Origin of the sequence: Mangrovimonas sp. TPBH4, from assembly GCF_001280505.1 — a bacterium.
In the GTDB taxonomy this organism is placed as follows: Bacteria; Bacteroidota; Bacteroidia; order Flavobacteriales; family Flavobacteriaceae; genus Mangrovimonas_A.
Genome location: NZ_LBIO01000039.1, coordinates 57,216 through 75,352, shown reverse-complemented (window position 1 = coordinate 75,352; position 18,137 = coordinate 57,216). Strand labels below are relative to the sequence as shown.

General features: G+C 38.0%; 18 protein-coding genes and 1 riboswitch. Of the genes, 9 read left to right on the top strand and 9 right to left on the bottom strand.

The genetic code is table 11. From position 1 onward, the window contains the following. The first annotated feature begins 20 nt into the window (after positions 1 to 20). A complete protein-coding gene (locus tag ZA05_RS03585; RefSeq protein WP_082333656.1) occupies positions 21 to 410 on the top strand; it encodes a T9SS type A sorting domain-containing protein in 390 nt (129 codons plus the stop codon). Positions 411 to 493: 83 nt separating this feature from the next. On the opposite strand, the gene ZA05_RS03580 is transcribed toward ZA05_RS03585, so the two are convergent. The 5 genes from ZA05_RS03580 to ZA05_RS03560 all read right to left on the bottom strand — a co-directional run bounded on the left by ZA05_RS03580 (position 494) and on the right by ZA05_RS03560 (position 6,715). Further along, a complete protein-coding gene (locus ZA05_RS03580) occupies positions 494 to 1,882 on the bottom strand; it encodes a DNA recombination protein RmuC (protein ID WP_053990312.1) in 1,389 nt (462 codons plus the stop codon). A gap of 78 nt (positions 1,883 to 1,960) precedes the next feature. Then, positions 1,961 to 3,691, bottom strand: a complete 1,731-nt coding sequence (locus tag ZA05_RS03575; RefSeq protein WP_053990311.1) for a tetratricopeptide repeat protein — start codon at positions 3,689 to 3,691, stop codon at positions 1,961 to 1,963. Between the two features lie 130 nt (positions 3,692 to 3,821). Beyond that, a complete protein-coding gene (locus ZA05_RS03570; protein WP_053990310.1) occupies positions 3,822 to 4,616 on the bottom strand; it encodes an ABC transporter ATP-binding protein in 795 nt (264 codons plus the stop codon). A 13-nt stretch (positions 4,617 to 4,629) separates the two neighbouring features. Further along, positions 4,630 to 5,622: an iron ABC transporter permease gene (locus ZA05_RS03565; protein WP_231632444.1), complete on the bottom strand. Its 993-nt coding sequence runs from the start codon at positions 5,620 to 5,622 to the stop codon at positions 4,630 to 4,632. Between the two features lie 31 nt (positions 5,623 to 5,653). Then, entirely contained in the window at positions 5,654 to 6,715 is a 1,062-nt protein-coding gene (locus tag ZA05_RS03560; RefSeq protein ID WP_082333665.1) for an ABC transporter substrate-binding protein, read from the bottom strand. A gap of 153 nt (positions 6,716 to 6,868) precedes the next feature. Then, positions 6,869 to 7,094, top strand: a riboswitch (cobalamin riboswitch). Between the two features lie 31 nt (positions 7,095 to 7,125). On the opposite strand from ZA05_RS03560, the gene ZA05_RS03555 reads away from it, so the two are divergent. Beyond that, positions 7,126 to 8,961, top strand: a complete 1,836-nt coding sequence (locus ZA05_RS03555) for a TonB-dependent siderophore receptor (protein WP_053990308.1) — start codon at positions 7,126 to 7,128, stop codon at positions 8,959 to 8,961. A 3-nt stretch (positions 8,962 to 8,964) separates the two neighbouring features. Continuing rightward, the gene (locus ZA05_RS03550; protein WP_053990307.1) at positions 8,965 to 10,044 is read left to right on the top strand and encodes a YncE family protein; all 1,080 of its coding nucleotides are present in this window, start codon (positions 8,965 to 8,967) and stop codon (positions 10,042 to 10,044) included. Between the two features lie 47 nt (positions 10,045 to 10,091). Here ZA05_RS03550 and ZA05_RS03545 read toward each other — a convergent pair whose 3' ends face one another. Further along, entirely contained in the window at positions 10,092 to 11,531 is a 1,440-nt protein-coding gene (locus tag ZA05_RS03545) for a S41 family peptidase (RefSeq protein ID WP_082333655.1), read from the bottom strand. 245 nt (positions 11,532 to 11,776) lie between these two features. Here ZA05_RS03545 and ZA05_RS03540 point away from each other — a divergent pair, with 245 nt between their 5' ends. The 4 genes from ZA05_RS03540 to ZA05_RS03525 all read left to right on the top strand — a co-directional run bounded on the left by ZA05_RS03540 (position 11,777) and on the right by ZA05_RS03525 (position 13,951). Next, complete coding sequence (locus ZA05_RS03540; protein WP_053990306.1) at positions 11,777 to 12,286, top strand: RNA polymerase sigma factor; 510 nt, start codon at positions 11,777 to 11,779, stop codon at positions 12,284 to 12,286. After that, a complete protein-coding gene (locus ZA05_RS03535) occupies positions 12,273 to 12,764 on the top strand; it encodes a hypothetical protein (protein WP_053990305.1) in 492 nt (163 codons plus the stop codon). The genes ZA05_RS03540 and ZA05_RS03535 overlap by 14 nt, the downstream gene beginning before the upstream one ends. A 64-nt stretch (positions 12,765 to 12,828) precedes the next feature. After that, positions 12,829 to 13,401: a DUF4252 domain-containing protein gene (locus tag ZA05_RS03530; RefSeq protein WP_053990304.1), complete on the top strand. Its 573-nt coding sequence runs from the start codon at positions 12,829 to 12,831 to the stop codon at positions 13,399 to 13,401. Positions 13,402 to 13,405: 4 nt separating this feature from the next. After that, a complete protein-coding gene (locus ZA05_RS03525; RefSeq protein WP_053990303.1) occupies positions 13,406 to 13,951 on the top strand; it encodes a DUF4252 domain-containing protein in 546 nt (181 codons plus the stop codon). 75 nt (positions 13,952 to 14,026) lie between these two features. Here the strand turns inward: ZA05_RS03525 and ZA05_RS18150 are convergent, their stop codons facing one another. From ZA05_RS18150 to ZA05_RS03515, 3 genes are all read right to left on the bottom strand, one after another. Then, on the bottom strand, positions 14,027 to 14,203 hold the full coding sequence (locus ZA05_RS18150) for a hypothetical protein (protein ID WP_157503292.1): 177 nt from the start codon (positions 14,201 to 14,203) through the stop codon (positions 14,027 to 14,029). A gap of 16 nt (positions 14,204 to 14,219) precedes the next feature. Further along, positions 14,220 to 15,563 carry an adenylosuccinate lyase gene (gene purB / locus ZA05_RS03520; protein WP_053990302.1) on the bottom strand — a complete coding sequence of 448 codons (1,344 nt, stop codon included), beginning with the start codon at positions 15,561 to 15,563 and terminating at the stop codon, positions 14,220 to 14,222. Between the two features lie 106 nt (positions 15,564 to 15,669). Beyond that, positions 15,670 to 16,233, bottom strand: coding sequence for a hypothetical protein (locus ZA05_RS03515; RefSeq protein WP_053990301.1), 564 nt, complete (start codon positions 16,231 to 16,233; stop codon positions 15,670 to 15,672). Positions 16,234 to 16,270: 37 nt separating this feature from the next. Between ZA05_RS03515 and ZA05_RS03510 the strand changes: the two genes are divergently transcribed. Both ZA05_RS03510 and ZA05_RS03505 read left to right on the top strand, forming a co-directional pair. Beyond that, a complete protein-coding gene (locus ZA05_RS03510) occupies positions 16,271 to 16,747 on the top strand; it encodes a heme-binding domain-containing protein (RefSeq protein ID WP_053990300.1) in 477 nt (158 codons plus the stop codon). Beyond that, positions 16,747 to 17,976 carry a glycosyltransferase gene (locus tag ZA05_RS03505; protein ID WP_053990299.1) on the top strand — a complete coding sequence of 410 codons (1,230 nt, stop codon included), beginning with the start codon at positions 16,747 to 16,749 and terminating at the stop codon, positions 17,974 to 17,976. The genes ZA05_RS03510 and ZA05_RS03505 overlap by 1 nt, the downstream gene beginning before the upstream one ends. The last annotated feature ends 161 nt before the right edge of the window (positions 17,977 to 18,137 follow it).

The following is an 18,137-nucleotide window of genomic DNA, read 5'->3' as shown; positions in this document are numbered from 1 at the left end:
TGATACTATAGGATGAGATTATGAGAATAAAATTACTAGGTTTTAAAATATTATGTCTCACACTACTAACTGTTTATTGTGTTGAAGCACATAACGGAAGCAATTTTAAAGTAGCTTTGTCAGATGAGTTTACATCTGAAAGCATGTTAGTTTTAAATGCGCTTCAGGATGACAATTTGGAGTTTACAATTTCCCCAAATCCTGCATCTACAAAATTGAATATTCGCTTGCCAAAGGGCTTGCAAAATGCCCAAGTGAGTATTTTTGATGTGTTGGGAAAAAAGGTTTACAGTCAAGAATTGAATTCCTTAACCGCTTCAATAGATGTGTCAAAATGGAATAGTGGTGTATACCTTGTAAAGGTTTCAACAGACAATTTCAAACAAACCAGACGGTTTGTAAAACAATAAACTACAACATCAGTCCATAAAAAAAGCCACCTGTAAAGGTGGCTTTTTTTGTTTCTTATATGAATCCAAAGGAGTGTGACGTTTTATTCATTTTCAGAATCGGCTCGTTTAATGATAGCTTCAGGAAGTGCTTTTTTGGCTTTGGCGCCCAATTTTTTCAGTTTTTCAACACTGGTAATCAAATTACCGCGTCCATCAACCAATTTGTTCATGGCGGCGGAGTAATCTTTCTTGGCGTCGTCCAATTTTTTGCCAACTCCGGTAAGGTCTTTTACTAAGCCCTCAAATTTATCATAAAGTGCGCCAGCCTGTCTTGCAATTTCAATGGCGTTTTGCTGTTGCTTTTCATTGTTCCACATGGTATCAATGGTGCGTAAAGTCGCTAGCAGTGTAGATGGTGTTACAATTACAATGTTCTTTTCAAAGGCTTTATTGTAAAGTGAATTGTCATCATTAATGGCTACAGCAAAAGCTGGTTCAATTGGAATAAACAAAAGCACAAAGTCTGGAGATTCCATATCGTATAAATCGTGGTAGTTCTTCTCTGAAAGCTGATCCACATGGCGTCGGATGGAATTTACGTGCGCCTTTAAAAACTGAGGGCGATGTTCTTCATCTGCATTTACAAAGCGCTCATAATCGGTTAAAGATACCTTACTGTCTATAATCATGCGTTTGTTGTCCGGTAAATGCAATACCACATCAGGAAGCACTCTGGTGCCATCTTCTCTTGTGAAATTTTGTTGAACAAAATACTCTCGATCCTTTTCCAAACCTGATTTTTCAAGGACACGTTCCAGAACCAATTCTCCCCAGTTTCCTTGCATTTTACTGTCACCTTTCAAAGCTTTGGTAAGGTTGGTGGCCTCTTTGGTCATTTGTTGGTTAAGGTCCTTTAAGCCTAACAACTGCTCTTTTAGGGCAGAATGCATGCTGATACTTTCCTTTTGCGTATCCTCAACCTTTTTCTCGAACACCTGAATTTTTTCCTGAAGAGGATTTAGAATGTTCTTGATGTTCTCTTTATTTTGGATGGTAAACTTTTCCGATTTTTCATCGAGTATTTTGGTAGCCAATAACTCAAAATCCTTTCGGAGTTGTTGTTGGCGTTCTTCAATTTCTTCCTCACGTTTTTGGTTAAGCTGTTGCAGGTTTTCGTATTCCGAGTTTCTTCGAGCTAATTCCGTATTTAGAAACTCCTTTTCACGACGAATGTCCTCACGTTCCGCTTCTATTTTTGAAAGCGTACTTTTCAGATCGTTAAGTTGAATTCCAAATTGCTCCGATTGCTTTTGAAGCTCGGTTTCCGATAATAGTTTGAAATCCAGTAATTGTTGTGCTAGGTTGGCATTGCGCTCTTCCAGAGTACTTTTCTCACCTTTACTTTTCAGTTTGGTGAAGGTCATGCCAATATAAGTGCCAGCTCCAGCCGATCCGGTCATGGCCAGAATGAGAATTAGGTTATCGCTCATTAAAATTGAAGTTTGTCCAAAGATAAATGATTACTTGGAAGAATATATCTCCATATGGAAGAAATCTGAATAGTTGGCCTAGAGTACGGAGCTTGTGATTCTTATATCTGCTTCACTCCAAGCTTGGTTAAATTCGTTTAAAATGGTTTGGGCTTCCTCTATTTTATCTTGAGCTAAAAGGCTTTTGTGAAGTCCCATTAAGGACCAGCCGTTTTGACGCAAATTTTCTAGGTCTTTTTTGTAGACTTTTTCGGCTTCCTCATATTTTTTAGCTTTCATTAAAACGGCTCCAAGGTTTTGACGTGGAGGAATGTGCCATTCGGAGGGTTCGTTATAGACCAAATTATCTTCCATTTCCACAGCTTTTTCCAAATGACTAATGGCTTCTTCCAAGTTGCCTTTTTCGGCTTCCAATTCACCTGCTACAACCTCATAGGCCAGTCTGGCTATGGTAGTGCCAGAATCAAACCCTGTGGCCAAATTGGTTTCCATATCAGGATCTTTAATTAGTAGGGAGATAGCTTCCAATTCTTCTTCAGCTTCGGGGATATTTTGCTTTCTTATAAAGGCAATCCCTCTAGTATAATGCCAAATAAGTGATAAGTGTTTAATATCTGAATTTGGTTTGGGAGTGGTTAAAATATCATTCCATTTTCCAAATCTGGTGTATGCAAGTAATGGTGTAGCAGCAAAATTTTGAAGAAAATGAAGCTCTTCCATTTCGCCAACAGGAACTTTTTCTGCAGTTTTTTTTGCGGCATCAATGGCAATTTCACTTGCCCCCAATAAACTTGAAGCCGACCATAAAAAGTGGATGTTGTGTGGGTAATAGCCTAAAGGATACATGCCTTGTGCATAGCATTGGGAAATATAGTCTTCATCTGCTAAAATTGCTTTTTGGTTTGCGGTTACGGCATCTTTATAGCGACCAACCCGAATATAGATATGGGAGGGCATGTGTACTATGTGTCCAGCAGAAGGCATAAGAGCGCCTAATTTCTCGGCACTGGGAACCGCCAAATCGGGATTTGGCAATTCGACCACATGTATATAGTAGTGATGTGCGCCCGGATTATCAGGGCTTAACTCAATGGCTTTTTCAAGGGCTGCCTTGGCTTCTGGAATATTGGCTGAAGGCTTCCCAGTTTTATCCCAATAATTCCAGGGAACCGTATTCATTACCGAAGCTGCATATAAGGTTTGTATATCGGAATCGTTAGGGTAGGCGTCAGCCACTTTCTGCATGGCATGCATATAGGCTAGGTTTAAATCTTCAGTCTTTGTGGAAAGATTGGTCGCATAGCGTTGGTTTAATGCCTGAATCAAATCTTGCTCTTTTTGTGAGCAATTAGAGGATAGCGCAACGGCTTTAGCTATGGCCTCATTGGCTTTGGTTTTTCTCTCGTCGTCAGGAGCAGGGTCATTGATGTTAGGCCCTAAAACGTAAGCTTGTCCCCAATAGGCCATGGCTAAATTGGGATCCAGACGGGAGGCTTCCATGAACGATCGATGTGCTTCAGCATGATTGAACCCATAAGTGAGGCGCAGCCCTTGATTGAAAAATTGTTGGGCTTGTTCATTTTTGGTGCTTACCAAATAGGTATGATTTCCTAAGTTTTCAAAAAGCGGAGAAATAGGTTTACTGAAGTCTACATCTTCTAGCATAAAATTGGCCGGAGTACAGCTTATAGCATTGAGGCCAACTTGGTCAGGGTAATTGTATGCCTCTTCGGTGTTGTTGAAATAGAAAAAAGTAACAATAATGAGGGCCAGAGAAGAAAACACCAACAAGCTTAATTTAGTTTTCATGACTATTGAGGATAAAAATTAGATGCAAAGTATTTACCCAAACAAGTAGATGGAAATTCAGAAAGTAGATTTAAAACGTTGGTTTATAGTTTTCTAAATGTAATGAAATTATAAGAATAATGAAAGACTTTTATTTCTTCACCTTAAAACTGCCACTTTCTAGATCGAAGGTGATTAAATCTTTTGGGAAAAGTTCGTTAAAGATGCCTTTCGAAATTAAGTTTTTTGGAGCGTCCAAAGTAACCTCAGAATTGGTCATGACAATCATGGAGTCACACAGTTGAATGGCAAGGTCTATTTCATGAGAAGAAAACAGAATGGTCTTTTGGGTTTCTTTTACCAATCTTTGTAATAATTTCAGGATATAAGCTTTATGGTACATGTCCAAATGGGTAGTGGGCTCATCCAGAATGATTAAATCGGTGTCTTGAGAAAGGGCTCTGGCAATCATAGCTTTCTGAAATTGTCCATCACTAAGCTCAAAACACTTTTTGTCTTTAAGGTCTGCTATATTAATCTGAGAGAGACTTTTGTTGACTATGGCAATATCAGTTTCATTCAAGTTCCCAATCCAATCGGTATAAGGGTGTCGTCCCAATGCTACCAATTCAAAAACCGAAAGGTTCTTGGAAGCAATCTTCTCGGTGAGCACCAAACTTAAGGTTTTGGCCAAATCTACAGGCGTATAATGAGACAGATTTCTTCCATTAAGCAGAATTTGCCCAGATAAGGGTTTCTGAACCTTGGTGAGGGTTCTTAATAAAGTGGATTTTCCAATTCCATTGGCGCCCACCAGGCCAATAAGTTGGCCCTGTTGCAATTCCAAATTGATTCCAGACCTTACAACATGCTGGGACTTTTTGGAACTATATCCGATGGAGAGGTTGTCTGTAGAAAGAATAGTATGTTGCGTATCTAAGGCCACTTATTGTATTAAATTAGAACATCATTTTTCGTTTTCTCACCAAGAGCCAAATTACCACAGGCGCCCCAATTAAAGAAGTGATGGCATTAATTGGAAGGGTAAAATCACTATGCGGCAATTGTGCAATACTATCGCAGATAAGCATGATGATAGCTCCCAGCAAAAATACAGCAGGCAATAATATTTTATGGTTTGAAGTATTGAAAACTTGACGTACCATATGTGGAATTGCCAGTCCTATAAAAGCGATAGGACCCGCAAAAGCGGTGATGGTCCCCGCTAAAAGACTTGTGGCAAAAATAATGACCAATCTACTTTGTTTGATGTTTAGTCCTAAGCTTTTGGCATAGTTTTCACCCAATAACAGCGTGTTTAAAGCTTTTATAGAGGTAACACTTAATAGTAGCCCCAAAGCATAAATACTGAAAAACACGAATAATTCGTTCCATGAAAGATTTCCTAAACTACCGAATCCCCAAAAGATATACTGTTGTAATTTTTCTGCAGAGCTAAAATAGGAAAGCACGCTTACAACTGCAGCGGTAATGCTCCCAAACATCAACCCTATAATTAAAATAGCCATGGTATCCCGTACTTTTACGGACATGGCCAATACCGCTAGAAGCACCAATAAACTTCCTAAACTTGCAGCAATAACAATACTCCATTTAGAAATTAAAAACGCAGAGAGAAAGCCTCCGAAAGTCCCAGCTCCCAATATAACAAGGGCAACTCCCAAGCTTGCTCCAGAACTAATTCCCAGTACGAATGGACCTGCCAAAGGGTTTCTAAACAGGGTTTGCATCAACAAGCCTGAGATACCCAAACCAGATCCTACTAAAATAGCTGTGATGGCTTTGGGTAATCTAAAATTGAGGATAATGTATTGCCAAGATTGGTTATCGATGTTTCCAAAAAGACTGTTGAAAATCTCCTTTAACGGAATTGAAACCGATCCCAAAGTAATGTTTACTACAAAACATATGGCTAATAACAGAACCAAAATTGTAAACGGAAGTTTATATGAACTAGAAGTGCTATTCAAGAGGTTTAAAAAAATGAGGTTGATAGTCTTCTAGCAACTCTGGGTGGCAAATTTTTACAAGATCTTTTAAAACAAGGTCGGGTCTTGCCGTGCCTAATTCATAGTAGGTAACACCTCCAGTTGGTCCCATCGTGTTGACAAAGGAGTATACTTTTTTGTTGATATACGCATCAAATTCGGTGTAGTGCGGATTTGCTTCCCGCAAAGCTTCCATGGAGTTGTAATAGGAAGGGCTCAACCAAATATCGGCTGATTTTCCTTTTGAAAATACCGATTCAAAACTTAGGGCTAGGCTACCACTTGTTTGAGTGTCCTTCCATAAGTAATTAACATTGGCATCATTCAGCAATTGGGCTTCTGGACTCGTTCCGCTGGGTAAATACCAAACATCCTTATACATGGCACCGCTTAAAACGCTAGGTTGTTCCTTAACGTTGGCAGCAAGTTCTTTCGCCTTCAAGTAGTCTGATTCTATTTGATTGAAGATAGAGTCGGCTGCTTTTGTTTTATTGTAGAGCACTCCAAAAAACTTGATCCATTCGGCTTTGGCCAAAGGAGAACTTTCAACCCAATCGCCATTGTAAATAACAGGAATACCCGCTTTTTTAATGGTTTCAAAGGTTTTGTTGTTTCCATCAATGCCAAAACCAATTACCACATCTGGCTGTAGTTCCAATAAAATTTCGGTGTTCAAGTTTTCGTTTTTTCCAAGTTCCCTAATGTTGCCTTCATCAATAAGTTTTCGAGTTTTAGGGGAAGAAATATATTCCGTACCTGGAAACCCAATAAGAGAAGTTTCCTCTTCCAATAATTCCAAAGCAGGAATATGAGTCGTAGAAGTCACTACCATACGTTCTATAGGAATCGGGATAATGGCATCGAACAAATTAGCATCAAAGGTGATACTAGGCAATAGGTTTCTATGCACTAAGGCATATCTGTATTGCTTGCTGGCATTAGGCCAGGGATCTGTAATAGTGAGTACCTTGAAGTTTTCGTTGTGAACAATTGAAAACCCTTTGGCATATTTGAATTGCGAGCGGCTTCCATCCATTTTTTGTTTGGGAATGGTTTGTTTGTCTTGTTTACAGCCAAACAGGCCCAAACAAAATAGTAACAGAAACAGAGGTCTCACAAGCTTCAATTTTTTCACATGTCAAAAATAGGATTATTTGTGCTTTATAGTAAAACATTCGGGGAATTGTTTACTTTTGCAGAGAATTTTGGTTCCGTTTAAACTTAATTGTACGGATTAAAAGGGAATCTGGTGTAAGTCCAGAGCTGTTCCCGCAACTGTAAGCATAGTGTCCAACTTTTATTGGGCATCTCTTTTGAAAAAGAGTTACTGTTCACTTCATAACCACTGGTGAAAACTGGGAAGGTAAAACAGTAAAATGCGAGTCAGGAGACCTGCCAATTTCATAACTAGATATAAAACTTTTCGGGAAAAAAAGTTTTAACACTATGAAACAGGTTTTTACATACATCGCGGTTCTCCTGGCAGTTTACACGGGCCAAACACAAACGTCATTGGACTCTTTGCAACAATTGGATGAAATAGTTGTAAAGACCGATACGTATTTGAAAACATTTTCCAATACACAATCGGTGTCTACTCTTAAGGACAGTGTTTTGGTGCGAAGCGCTTCGTCTTTAACCGATGTTTTAAATTTCAATAGTTCCATTTACTTCAAGGAAAATGGGCTGGGAATGGTGTCTTCGGCGGCATTTAGGGGAACTACGGCGCAGCAAACGGCAGTAGTTTGGAATGGCATCAATATCAATTCGCAGTTTAACGGGCAGACGGATTTTAATACCATCAATATTAGAAATTTTGATGAGATTGATGTGCGAAGTGGGGGAGGAAGTGTGCTTTACGGGAGTGGTGCCATAGGAGGTTCTATTCACTTGAACAACGTGCTGCATTTCAATGAAGGATTTAGCAATAGATTGTTTGCTCGTTATGGAAGCTTTGAAACCTTGGATTGGGCTTATCAATCAGGGTATTCCAACGACCGAATGAGTGTAAATGCCTCATTGAGTAGAACAAGTTCTGAAAATGATTATGACTTTGTGGATAGTGAAAAGTCTAACTTGAATGGAGAGTTTTACAACACCAGTTTTTCTGCAACCATAGGCTATAAATTGAGTTACAAAAGCTTTTTGAAGTTTTATAGTTATGTGTTTGATGGAGATAGACATTTTTCTTTGCAGAGTCCCACAGAAACCCCAACGAAATATAAAGATTTCAATACTCGAAATATGTTGGAATGGGATGTGTTCTTTGGAGGTTTTAGGTCTAATGTCAAGTTGGCCTATATCACAGAACGGTTTAAGTACTTTGGTAATATAGCTTCGGATGCTTATACTTTTGGTGAAGCAAAATCCCTTATCGGGAAGTACCAGTTGGGATATAAAATTGCCAAGGAAACGTATCTCCAAGGAGTGTTGGACGTTACTCAAACCAATGGAGAAGGTTCCAGCATTCACGAAAATGAGCGCACCATTACAGGCGGAAGTTTATTGTGGAAGCAGGCCATTAAAAGGTTCTTTTATGAAGCTACTTTAAGGAAGGAAATCACTCAAAATTACGACAGTCCTTTGTTATTCAGCCTAGGACTTCAATACGAATTCAACAAAGTATACACAGTTAATATGAACGCTTCCAAAAATTATAGAATCCCTACTTATAACGATTTGTATTGGGCAGGAAGTGCCAACCCTAATTTGGATCCTGAAACCTCTTATCAATTCGAAATAGGGAACAATATCTCCTTTAAAAATGGTTCGTTTTCAGTCATTGGATTTTATAATGACATAACCGATATGATCAGATGGTTACCTAATGGTTCCAATTGGAAACCTATCAATACAGACCATGTAGAGGCTTATGGATTGGAGACTAGATTGGAATACCAAAGGGTTATTAGGGATCATGAATTTTCATTCAATGCTAATTATTCCTATACAAAATCTGAAGATCAGGAAACCAAAAAACAGTTGACTTATGTGCCATACCATAAAGCATTTGGAGGTGTAGGCTATCAATATAAAGCACTAAGTGCTTACTGGCAATCTGTATTTACGGGTGAGGTGTTTATACTTTCTGACAACAATCCTAGGTATGTTGTGGATAGTTATTGGTTACATAATGCAGGGGTGGAATACGGATTTGGAAACTCCCAATCCTGGGTTGTTGGAATACAAGTTAAAAACATAATGAACAAAAATTACCAAAGTGTGGCCAATCGCTACATGCCTGGTATCAACTATAACTTTTACATAAACTTTAATTTTTAAAACATGAAAAATATATTTCAGTTTTTAGCTCTTTCTTTATCTGTAGGGCTATTTTTAACCTCATGTAGCAGTGATAATGATGACTCCGTTACACTTCCTATTGAAGAAGGACAATATGAAAATGGGATCTTGGTATTGGCCGAAGGAGGAAGTCTTTCTGGATCGGTTTCCTTTGTGGCCAACGATTACAGTTATTCAGAAAACAGCATTTTTTATGGTGTCAATTCGGAAGAATTAGGCATTTATGTACAATCAATGGGTTTCCACGACGGTAAAGGGTATATTGTAACAGACAACAATACAATTAATGTGGTGGATAGGTATACTTTTGAAAAAGAAGTGACCATCACTTCTGGGTTGGTATTACCTCGTTTTGTTGCTTTTTCCAGTGGCAAAGCATATGTGACCAATTGGGGAGACGGATTTAGTAGTGATGACGATTTTGTGGCGGTTATTGATTTAGCTACCAATGCCGTGGAAACAACAATTCCTGTTGGGGAAGGTCCTGAACAAATCATTGCTGTTGGAGATAAATTGTTTGTGACTCATAAGGGTGGATATTCCATAAATAATATGGTGTCTGTAATAGATACTGCTGATAATTCGGTGGAAACTATTGAAGTTTATGATACCCCAGATGAAATCTTGATGAGTGATTCAGGAGATTTAATTGTGCTATCTGAAGGTGCTACAATTTATGATGAGAACTGGGCGGTAGTAGGGTATACTCAAGGCGCTATCACTAGAATTAACCCTTCGGATAATTCAGTAGTTTCTGAGATTCCTTTTGAAGAAGGTAGCAGTCCAAACTTGATGAGCTATGCCAATGGAACTATTTACTTCCAAATGGGAGGACAAATTTTTGAAATGTCGGAAAATGATACTGCGTTACCTACAACCGCAATTGTAGATATAACCGCAATGTCACCCTACGGATTTAATGTGAAAGACGGAATGGCCTATATAACGGATGCTAAAGACTATGCTTCTTTGAGTGATTTGTTAATTTATGACCTGGCCACAGGGAACTTAACCAATACCATCGAAGTTGGTCTTGCGGCTTCTAAGGTTTACTTCAACTAAAAAGATAATATTGTATAAAAAATGGCCGCTATTTAGCGGCCATTTTTTTATTTAAAAGGAGAGTGATCGTCATCCAAATACATAAAGTCTTCAAAAGGATTCTTGTCTAAGTCAGAATCGATTGGTTTTAAGAAAGGCTTTTCAATCGAAGGTGCAAATCTTCCTGAGCTCCCTTGAATGTCCGCCAAAGCAGCCGCCAAAAGCGGTTCGTTTACGTCTCCTAAAACCCCCAAGTTTAGAGCACTTTCAATAACTTCAATTTCAGGAACCAATCCGCTGGAAGGCACTGCTTCATCGAGTGAATTGATAGATTGCGCTACCAAAGGCTGTAAAGCATAAGTATGTGTAGGGTTTCTATTTTGAGCTGTAAAGTTTGGTGAATCGTACACTGTAATAGAGGCTTGACTTTTTCCAACAGTTTCATCTCCCACCACAACAACATCTATATAAGGGTTTAAACTATTAATGACCAACTCACTTGCCGAAGCTGTACGAGCAGAAGTGATTATGTATACTTTGCTCAAGTTAAGATGGTTAATGCCAATACCATTAAAGCTATCTTTAAATTCGTAAGTAGAATTTTGAGATTGAAGGTCGCTGTTGTAAATAAGTTTGGAGAAGTTTTCGCCTGTAAACTGCCCTGTCACCATACTTCCCAAAAGCGAAGCTGTATTTACAGAACCACCTGGGTTGTAACGGAAATCCATAATTACGTGTTGCACATTGCTGGCTTGAAATTCGGCAAAAGCATTGTTCAGGTGGCTATCGTAATTATTATTAAATCGATTGTACATTAAGTAGCCCACATTTTCTCCATTCACTTCCAAAATACTGGAAATATAAACAGGGTTTTCATTATAGACCACTTTGGTTAAGCTTGTGGTCTGGCCATTAGATTCTACAAAGTCATCCTCATTTTCTGGAGTGCCATTATCATTATAGTCTACAAAGCCCAAAGTGTAACTTTGTTGGTTTAAAAGTTGACCGTAATTATCTATATTCAAAACCGTACCGTCAACCGAATTAAAGATTTGCCCTCTCTGTACACCCGCAGCTGAAGCTTCACTGTCATTCAAAACCATTTTAATGATTCCAATGACATTTGAAGAATTTTCTGGGAATTCATAAAGCGTATACTTAAGCCCGTTGCTATAGGAAGTGCCATCAAAACTTTGTTCCAAAGCAATATAATCGTCTACAATGGCACTAAAGCGGTCTACTGTCTCACGCTGGTAGATTAGACTTTCAAACAGTTCTTCGGGAGTCAAAAAACTGTTGAGATAATTACTGTATTCTTCATTGGAAGAAAAGCGGTTGTCTGCAAGATCAGGGATTTCACTTTTATAGAGATACCAAAAGTTCATGCCTTTCCAAACGAAATCTTTGACATTAGTTGTAGAAGAACTAATAGTGTCATCCATATCGTCAAAACAGCTTGTGGCTGCAAAAAGGACCAATGCCAAAAGGCTCAATTTTAAAAACTTCATAGGTTATTTTTTTGATGTCGCTTATCAAATAAGCTTCAAAGTAGGTTAATAAGCTCTAAATTTACTTACATTATGGTGAATTAAAAAAATAATTTATAGCGTGTTTTGTTTTCTGAATGTCAATAAACACAGGAGATTACAGTATTCAATAAAAAATATGTTTTTACGCTGTAACAAAAAATAAGGTATATCGTCGTAAGGATAGAAAGCGATAATAGAACGTTTTCGACTGACCAAACCAAACAATGACACAGAGTGATTTTGTACATATTGTGATGCCTTTAAAGGATAAGGTTTTTAGACTGGCAAAGCGCTTGTTGGTATCTCGGGAAGAAGCCGAAGATGCCACTCAAGAGATTTTTGTCAAGCTGTGGAACAACAAACAGAAAATGACGGAGTATAAAAATATTGAAGCATTTTCTATGACTATGACCAAAAACTTTTGCTTGGATCGCTTAAAGTCCAAACAGGCACAAAACCTAAAGATTGTACATAGCAATTACCAAGACCACAATGTGGCGTTGCAAAGGGAAGTTGAGGTAAGGGATAGCATGAGTTGGGTATCCAAAATCATGGAAGAATTGCCCGAACAACAACAGATTATCATACAGCTTAGAGATATTGAGGGGTATGAATTTAGTGAGATTGCCAAAGTAGTAGACATGAACGAAACCGCCATTAGAGTGGCATTGTCTAGGGCAAGGAAAACAATAAGAGAAAAATTAACACATACGCACAGTTATGGTATTAAATAGTATAGAGCGGTTGCTGGAAAAGTACGATAATGGTGAGACCAGCTTGAGAGAAGAAGAGCAGTTAAAGGCCTATTTTGCTCAAGAGGATGTGCCACCACATTTAGAGTCGTACAAGGTAATGTTCCAGTATTTTGACGCTACAAAACAAGAGCAGTTTACCAAGGACGTTCCATTAAAACCTAAGAAATATCAATTGTATAGATGGATTTCAGTCGCGGCAGTAGCAGTTCTTATGGTGTCGGTGTATTTGCTTACCGATACAAAACAAGGGTTGGACAGTCTTAGCCATGATGAGCTAATGGCCTACAACCAAACTAAGGAAGCTCTTAGCCTTATATCTGAAAAGTTTAACAAAGGGGCCAGCAGTTTGAATGCTTTGAACCTTGTCTCTGAAAACTTGGATAAAGGGATTGAATCCATCAACTATGTAGGAGAGTTTTCTGAAACAACAAACAAGATTTTTAACCTAAGTAATTAGAAAAAGAAACAAGATTATGAAAAAATTAGCGAGTTTTAGCACATACGTAAACCAAACACATACTATGGGCAAGAGTTTAGTAATAATGGTGGCTTTGGTGTTATTGCCAGTGTTGTCATTTGGACAAAGTATTTTTGATAAATTTGAAGATAGAGATGGGGTAACTTCCATAATTCTCAACCAAAAAATGTTCAGCATGTTGGCTACTGTCAATGTCGATTTTGAGGACCCAGAAGCCCAGCAATTCATGGATATGGCCAAAAGAATTACAGGTTTAAAAGTATTTACTACAGACAATTTGGAAGTTTCCAAAGATATGAATGCTACAGTGAACAGTTATCTAAAAAGTTCCAGTTTGCAAGAACTAATGAGAATTAAAGATGGGGACCAAACCGTAAAGTTCTATGTGAAGGAAGGTAAAGATGAAAACCATGTAAAGGAATTGTTGATGTTTATCAACGGACTTACAGAATACACCAAAGATGCTGATATTACTATAAATGGAGAGAAACGTGAGGTGGAGACAGTGTTGTTGTCTTTGACGGGAGATATTGATTTGCGTCAAATCTCGAAAATGACCAATAGCATGAACGTCCCTGGCGGAGAGCATTTAGAAAAAGCAGGTAAGAAAAATTAAGATTATGATACCATCAATCAAAAATAGCATCTGGTTGGTAGCCTTGGTTATAGCTTTATTAAGCTGTAGCCAAGGACCAACGTTGCAAACCTATTACGTAGACAACGAACTCAAACCAGGATTTACCTCTATAGATGTTCCGACTAGTTTTTTGAATATAGAAGAAACGTCATTAACAGAGGAGCAGAAAGAAGCCTATGAGTCGGTTGATAAATTGAATATGTTGGCTTTTGTAGTATCGGATTCCAATAGAATGGAATACGAAACTGAGGTTGCAAAAGTAAAGACCATTTTAAAGGATCCTAAATACCAAGAGCTTATTAGAGGAGGAAATTCTACAGACGGACATTTTGTAGTAAAGTATCTTGGAGAGGAAACCAATATAGATGAATTGGTGCTGTTTGGAGATTCCAACGACAAAGGATTTGCCATTATTAGGGTTTTGGGAGATAATATGAACATCAACAAAATCATGAAATTGTCATCGGTGTTGGAAAATGCAGATTTGGGAGATGCCGAAATCGGGAAGTTTGCCGAAATGTTCAAGTAGAAGGACAAAAAATAACACATAAAAAAAATCACCTTGATTCCAAGGTGATTTTTTGTTTATAGATGTAATACTATTTTATTTTGATTGTTTATCAGAAAGAATCATCACACAGAAATAGGCGATGAATGCTCCAAAACTGATAAACAATAATAGTTTGATCATGAAATTGTCCAAAATGTCAAAAAGCCCCGAGATAAAAAATCCAGCAGCAATCACAGCTGTAAAAATTACGGATAGGACATTTCTGCTCATAATCTGTTAAGTCAAATTAAATACCAGTATAATTAGATGGCGTGATTACTTTTAATTCGTCCTTGATTTCTTCAGACACCTCTAAGGTATCAATAAAATTTGAAATAGACGTTTTAGTAATCTTTTCATTGGTTCTGGTAAGTCCCTTTAACGCTTCGTAAGGATTAGGATAGCCTTCTCTTCTCAAAATAGTTTGAATAGCTTCGGCAACTACCGCCCAGTTGTTTTCTAGGTCTTGAGCAAACTTAGCATCGTTCAACAATAGTTTGTTCAATCCTTTCAGCGTAGCCTTAAATCCAATAATGGTATGTCCAAAAGGAACCCCAACATTACGTAAAACCGTACTGTCGGTCAAGTCTCTTTGTAGACGAGAAATAGGTAATTTAGCAGCCAAGTGCTCAAAAATAGCATTGGCAATTCCTAGGTTACCTTCAGAGTTTTCAAAATCAATTGGGTTAACTTTATGCGGCATTGCGCTACTTCCAACTTCTCCTTTTTTGATTTTTTGCTTGAAATAGTCCATAGATACATAAGTCCATATATCTCTGTCCAAATCAATCAAGATGTTGTTGATTCTTTTCAAAGTGTCAAAAAGAGCCGCCATGTGATCGTAATGCTCAATTTGAGTCGTTGGGAAGGAGTGATACAATCCTAATTTCTTCTGTACAAACTGCCCTCCAAATTCTTTCCAGTCAATATTTGGGTAAGCTACTTTGTGGGCATTGTAGTTTCCTGTAGCGCCACCAAATTTAGCCGCACTTGGGATATCGTTCAACAAGGCCAATTGTTCTTCAAGCCGTACTACAAATACGTTAATTTCCTTACCTAAACGCGTAGGAGACGCTGGCTGACCGTGAGTTCTTGCCAACATAGGGATTTCTGCCCATTCCTCTACAAGTTCTTTTAATTTGTTTACAACACTAAAATATTCAGGAACGTAAACGTCGTTCATGGCTTCCTTGATGCTTAAAGGAATAGCCGTGTTGTTGATATCTTGAGACGTTAGTCCAAAGTGGATAAACTCCTTGTATTTGGCAATGTCAAGAGCATCAAACTGTTCTTTGATAAAATATTCAACAGCCTTAACGTCGTGATTGGTAATGCTTTCAATGTCTTTAATTTTAAGAGCATCTTCCGATGAGAAATTTAGGTATATAGCTCTTAACTTATCAAATAGCGTGGCGTCAAAATCGGCAAGTTGGGGTAGAGGAATTTCGCAAAGCGCGATAAAATATTCAATTTCTACCTGAACACGATATTTAATTAACGCTTCTTCAGAAAAATATGGAGCAAGCGCTTCTGCTTTACTTCGGTATCTCCCATCAATTGGAGAGATGGCATTTAATGGTGATAAAGACATGATGTATGTTTTTTTAGAAGTTGCAAAGATAATCTTTTTAGGTGTAAGACCGAAGTGCAGATTATGAAGTTTTTGGAAGAATTGGGGCGACTTTTCTTTACAAAATCTAAGATTTTATTTTTTTGAGAATATGTCGTGCTCGGGCTTTGTAACCAGCACTTTGAGACTGAAAATCACGCTCCAAGATTATGGCAAGTTCCGGATGGATCCAATCGTAATCCTTGCCTAACAGAAAAAGGGTATGCATGGCATAGGCCTTTGGTGCAATTTTTTGATCATTTATCATATAGTCAAAACAGACTTCAATAATGCGTTCCCTATGGGTTGGGGACAATTCGGTTTGGATACGGTTTGGAGTTTTGTCGTAATAGGCTTTAATCAGGTATTCACATAATTTGGCTACAGGCCTTACAGCCGAATCTAAATGCACCTTACCCATATCTTCCGTAAACCTATCTAGGAATGGAATCAAGGCCTCCAAATCTTCTCCACCTACAAACTCCAAAACCCAAGCGGCCCTACAGGAAACCTTGTCACCCACCATAAACAAAATATCCAATAATTTAGGAATAAGTGTAGGGGTAGAGATCACCAAATTGGCATAATACAAGCGCTTTTCGCGGGAATGGTTGACAAAATTTAATTCGTCGTAGAGTTGAGCTGAAGTCACTATTTATTGTTATTTTTAAATCCTAAAAATAACTAAAATGAAAATATTCAAGAAAATCTTATTGGTACTTTTAGTCCTTGTTGTTGTGGCTCAGTTTTTTGGTCCTGAAAAGAATGAGGGAGACCTTGCTTCTTTGGAGCCTTTTTTAACTGAAACCAATCCTCCTGAAGATGTAAAAGTCATTTTAAAGGAAAGTTGTTATGACTGTCATAGTGATGTAACTAGGTATCCTTGGTATAACAATATTACTCCAGTGAACTTTTGGATGGGAGAGCATGTAGAAGATGGTAAGAAACATTTGAATTTCTCTGCTTGGAATGACTATTCTGTGAAGAAAAAGGACCATAAATTGGATGAATTGATAGAAGAAGTTGAAGAAGGCAAAATGCCTTTGCCATCATATACATGGACTCATGGTGAAGCCAACCTTACCGAGGCCCAAATAATAGCTCTTAATACTTGGGCCAAGCAATTGCGCACCCAATACCAAGCTCAAATTACCAGCAACGATTAATGAAACAACTGCTTATTATCGGCTTCGTGTGGCCCGAACCCAAAAGTTCGGCAGCGGGAAGCCGAATGATGCAATTAATTTTTAGTTTTCTTCAACAGAATTACCAGATAACCTTCGCAACGGCAACGGCCAAAACCGATAATGCTTTTGATTTAGAAAGCATTGGTGTTACAGTAAAAGCTATAGAGCTGAACAGCTCAAGTTTTGACACTTTTGTCAAGGAATTGCATCCCGATATTGTGTTGTTCGATCGGTTTTTGGCTGAGGAACAATTCGGTTGGCGTGTAGCAGAGCAATGCCCAAACGCTTTACGAATTTTAGATACTGAAGATTTGCATTGTCTGCGCCGCGGAAGACAGCAAGCTTTAAAAGAAGGAAAGGAATTTGATAATAGTTATCTGTTCAATGATACAGCCAAAAGGGAAATAGCCAGTATTTATCGCTGTGACTTAAGTTTGATCATTTCAGAAGTAGAAATGGACTTGCTTACCAATACATTCAAAATAGAACCTTCAATATTACATTATTTACCGTTTCTTCTCGATGAAATCCCTAGCAAATCTTTACATGATTTACCTTCGTTTGAAGCACGACAACATTTTGTAACTATTGGCAATTTTTTACATGAGCCCAATTACAATATGGTGTTGTATTTAAAAACTACAATCTGGCCATTGATAAGAAAGCAATTGCCTAAAGCAGAATTACATGTATATGGTGCCTATCCCTCCCAAAAAGTGTTTCAGTTACAAAATGAAAAAGAAGGCTTTTTAATTATGGGAGTAGCCGCCGAAGTTGATGAGGTAATGCAAAGTGCCAAAGTGTGTTTGGTTCCTCTGCAATTCGGGGCTGGACTTAAGGGGAAATTAATAGATGCTATGTTGAACGGAACGCCTTGCGTGATGAGTGCAATTGCTGCTGAGGGGATGTTTGGCCAATTGCCTCCCAATGGTTTTATTGTAGCAACACCTCAAGAATTTGCAGACCAAGCAGTGTGTTTGTACAATGATAAGGTGTTCTGGGAGCAAAGTCAAGAACAAGGTTTTGAATGTTTGAAAAAACGGTTTATGAAATCCAAGTTTGAGATGCCATTTATGAATCGGGTAGAGGAACTATTAAAAATTTTGCCTCTTCACAGACAACAAAACTTTATTGGCTCCTTGTTGTTGCACCACAGTATGCAAAGTACGAAGTTTATGAGCAAGTGGATAGAGGCTAAAAATGCATAGATTTTTTACAACATTGAGACTTTTCCATATTTTTTAATGGTTTTTGCTTAAATCTTATTTTAGGGAGGGGATAATTGCTGAATTTTTAATGTAAATTTACAGTAAATTTTTACAAAGCGTTTGTGATCCCAAAAATACATATATTCCTATTCCTAGTTTTT

Coding starts and splice junctions, on each gene's coding strand:
- ZA05_RS03505 (WP_053990299.1), top strand. CDS start 16,747: ATGAAACAACTGCTTATTATCGGCTTCGTGTGGCCCGAACCCAAAAGT.
- ZA05_RS03585 (WP_082333656.1), top strand. CDS start 21: ATGAGAATAAAATTACTAGGTTTTAAAATATTATGTCTCACACTACTA.
- ZA05_RS03525 (WP_053990303.1), top strand. CDS start 13,406: ATGATACCATCAATCAAAAATAGCATCTGGTTGGTAGCCTTGGTTATA.
- ZA05_RS03550 (WP_053990307.1), top strand. CDS start 8,965: ATGAAAAATATATTTCAGTTTTTAGCTCTTTCTTTATCTGTAGGGCTA.
- purB (WP_053990302.1), bottom strand. CDS start 15,563: ATGTCTTTATCACCATTAAATGCCATCTCTCCAATTGATGGGAGATAC.
- ZA05_RS03510 (WP_053990300.1), top strand. CDS start 16,271: ATGAAAATATTCAAGAAAATCTTATTGGTACTTTTAGTCCTTGTTGTT.
- ZA05_RS03540 (WP_053990306.1), top strand. CDS start 11,777: ATGACACAGAGTGATTTTGTACATATTGTGATGCCTTTAAAGGATAAG.
- ZA05_RS03535 (WP_053990305.1), top strand. CDS start 12,273: ATGGTATTAAATAGTATAGAGCGGTTGCTGGAAAAGTACGATAATGGT.
- ZA05_RS03545 (WP_082333655.1), bottom strand. CDS start 11,531: ATGAAGTTTTTAAAATTGAGCCTTTTGGCATTGGTCCTTTTTGCAGCC.
- ZA05_RS03575 (WP_053990311.1), bottom strand. CDS start 3,691: ATGAAAACTAAATTAAGCTTGTTGGTGTTTTCTTCTCTGGCCCTCATT.
- ZA05_RS03580 (WP_053990312.1), bottom strand. CDS start 1,882: ATGAGCGATAACCTAATTCTCATTCTGGCCATGACCGGATCGGCTGGA.
- ZA05_RS03560 (WP_082333665.1), bottom strand. CDS start 6,715: ATGGATGGAAGCCGCTCGCAATTCAAATATGCCAAAGGGTTTTCAATT.
- ZA05_RS03555 (WP_053990308.1), top strand. CDS start 7,126: ATGAAACAGGTTTTTACATACATCGCGGTTCTCCTGGCAGTTTACACG.
- ZA05_RS18150 (WP_157503292.1), bottom strand. CDS start 14,203: ATGAGCAGAAATGTCCTATCCGTAATTTTTACAGCTGTGATTGCTGCT.
- ZA05_RS03530 (WP_053990304.1), top strand. CDS start 12,829: ATGGGCAAGAGTTTAGTAATAATGGTGGCTTTGGTGTTATTGCCAGTG.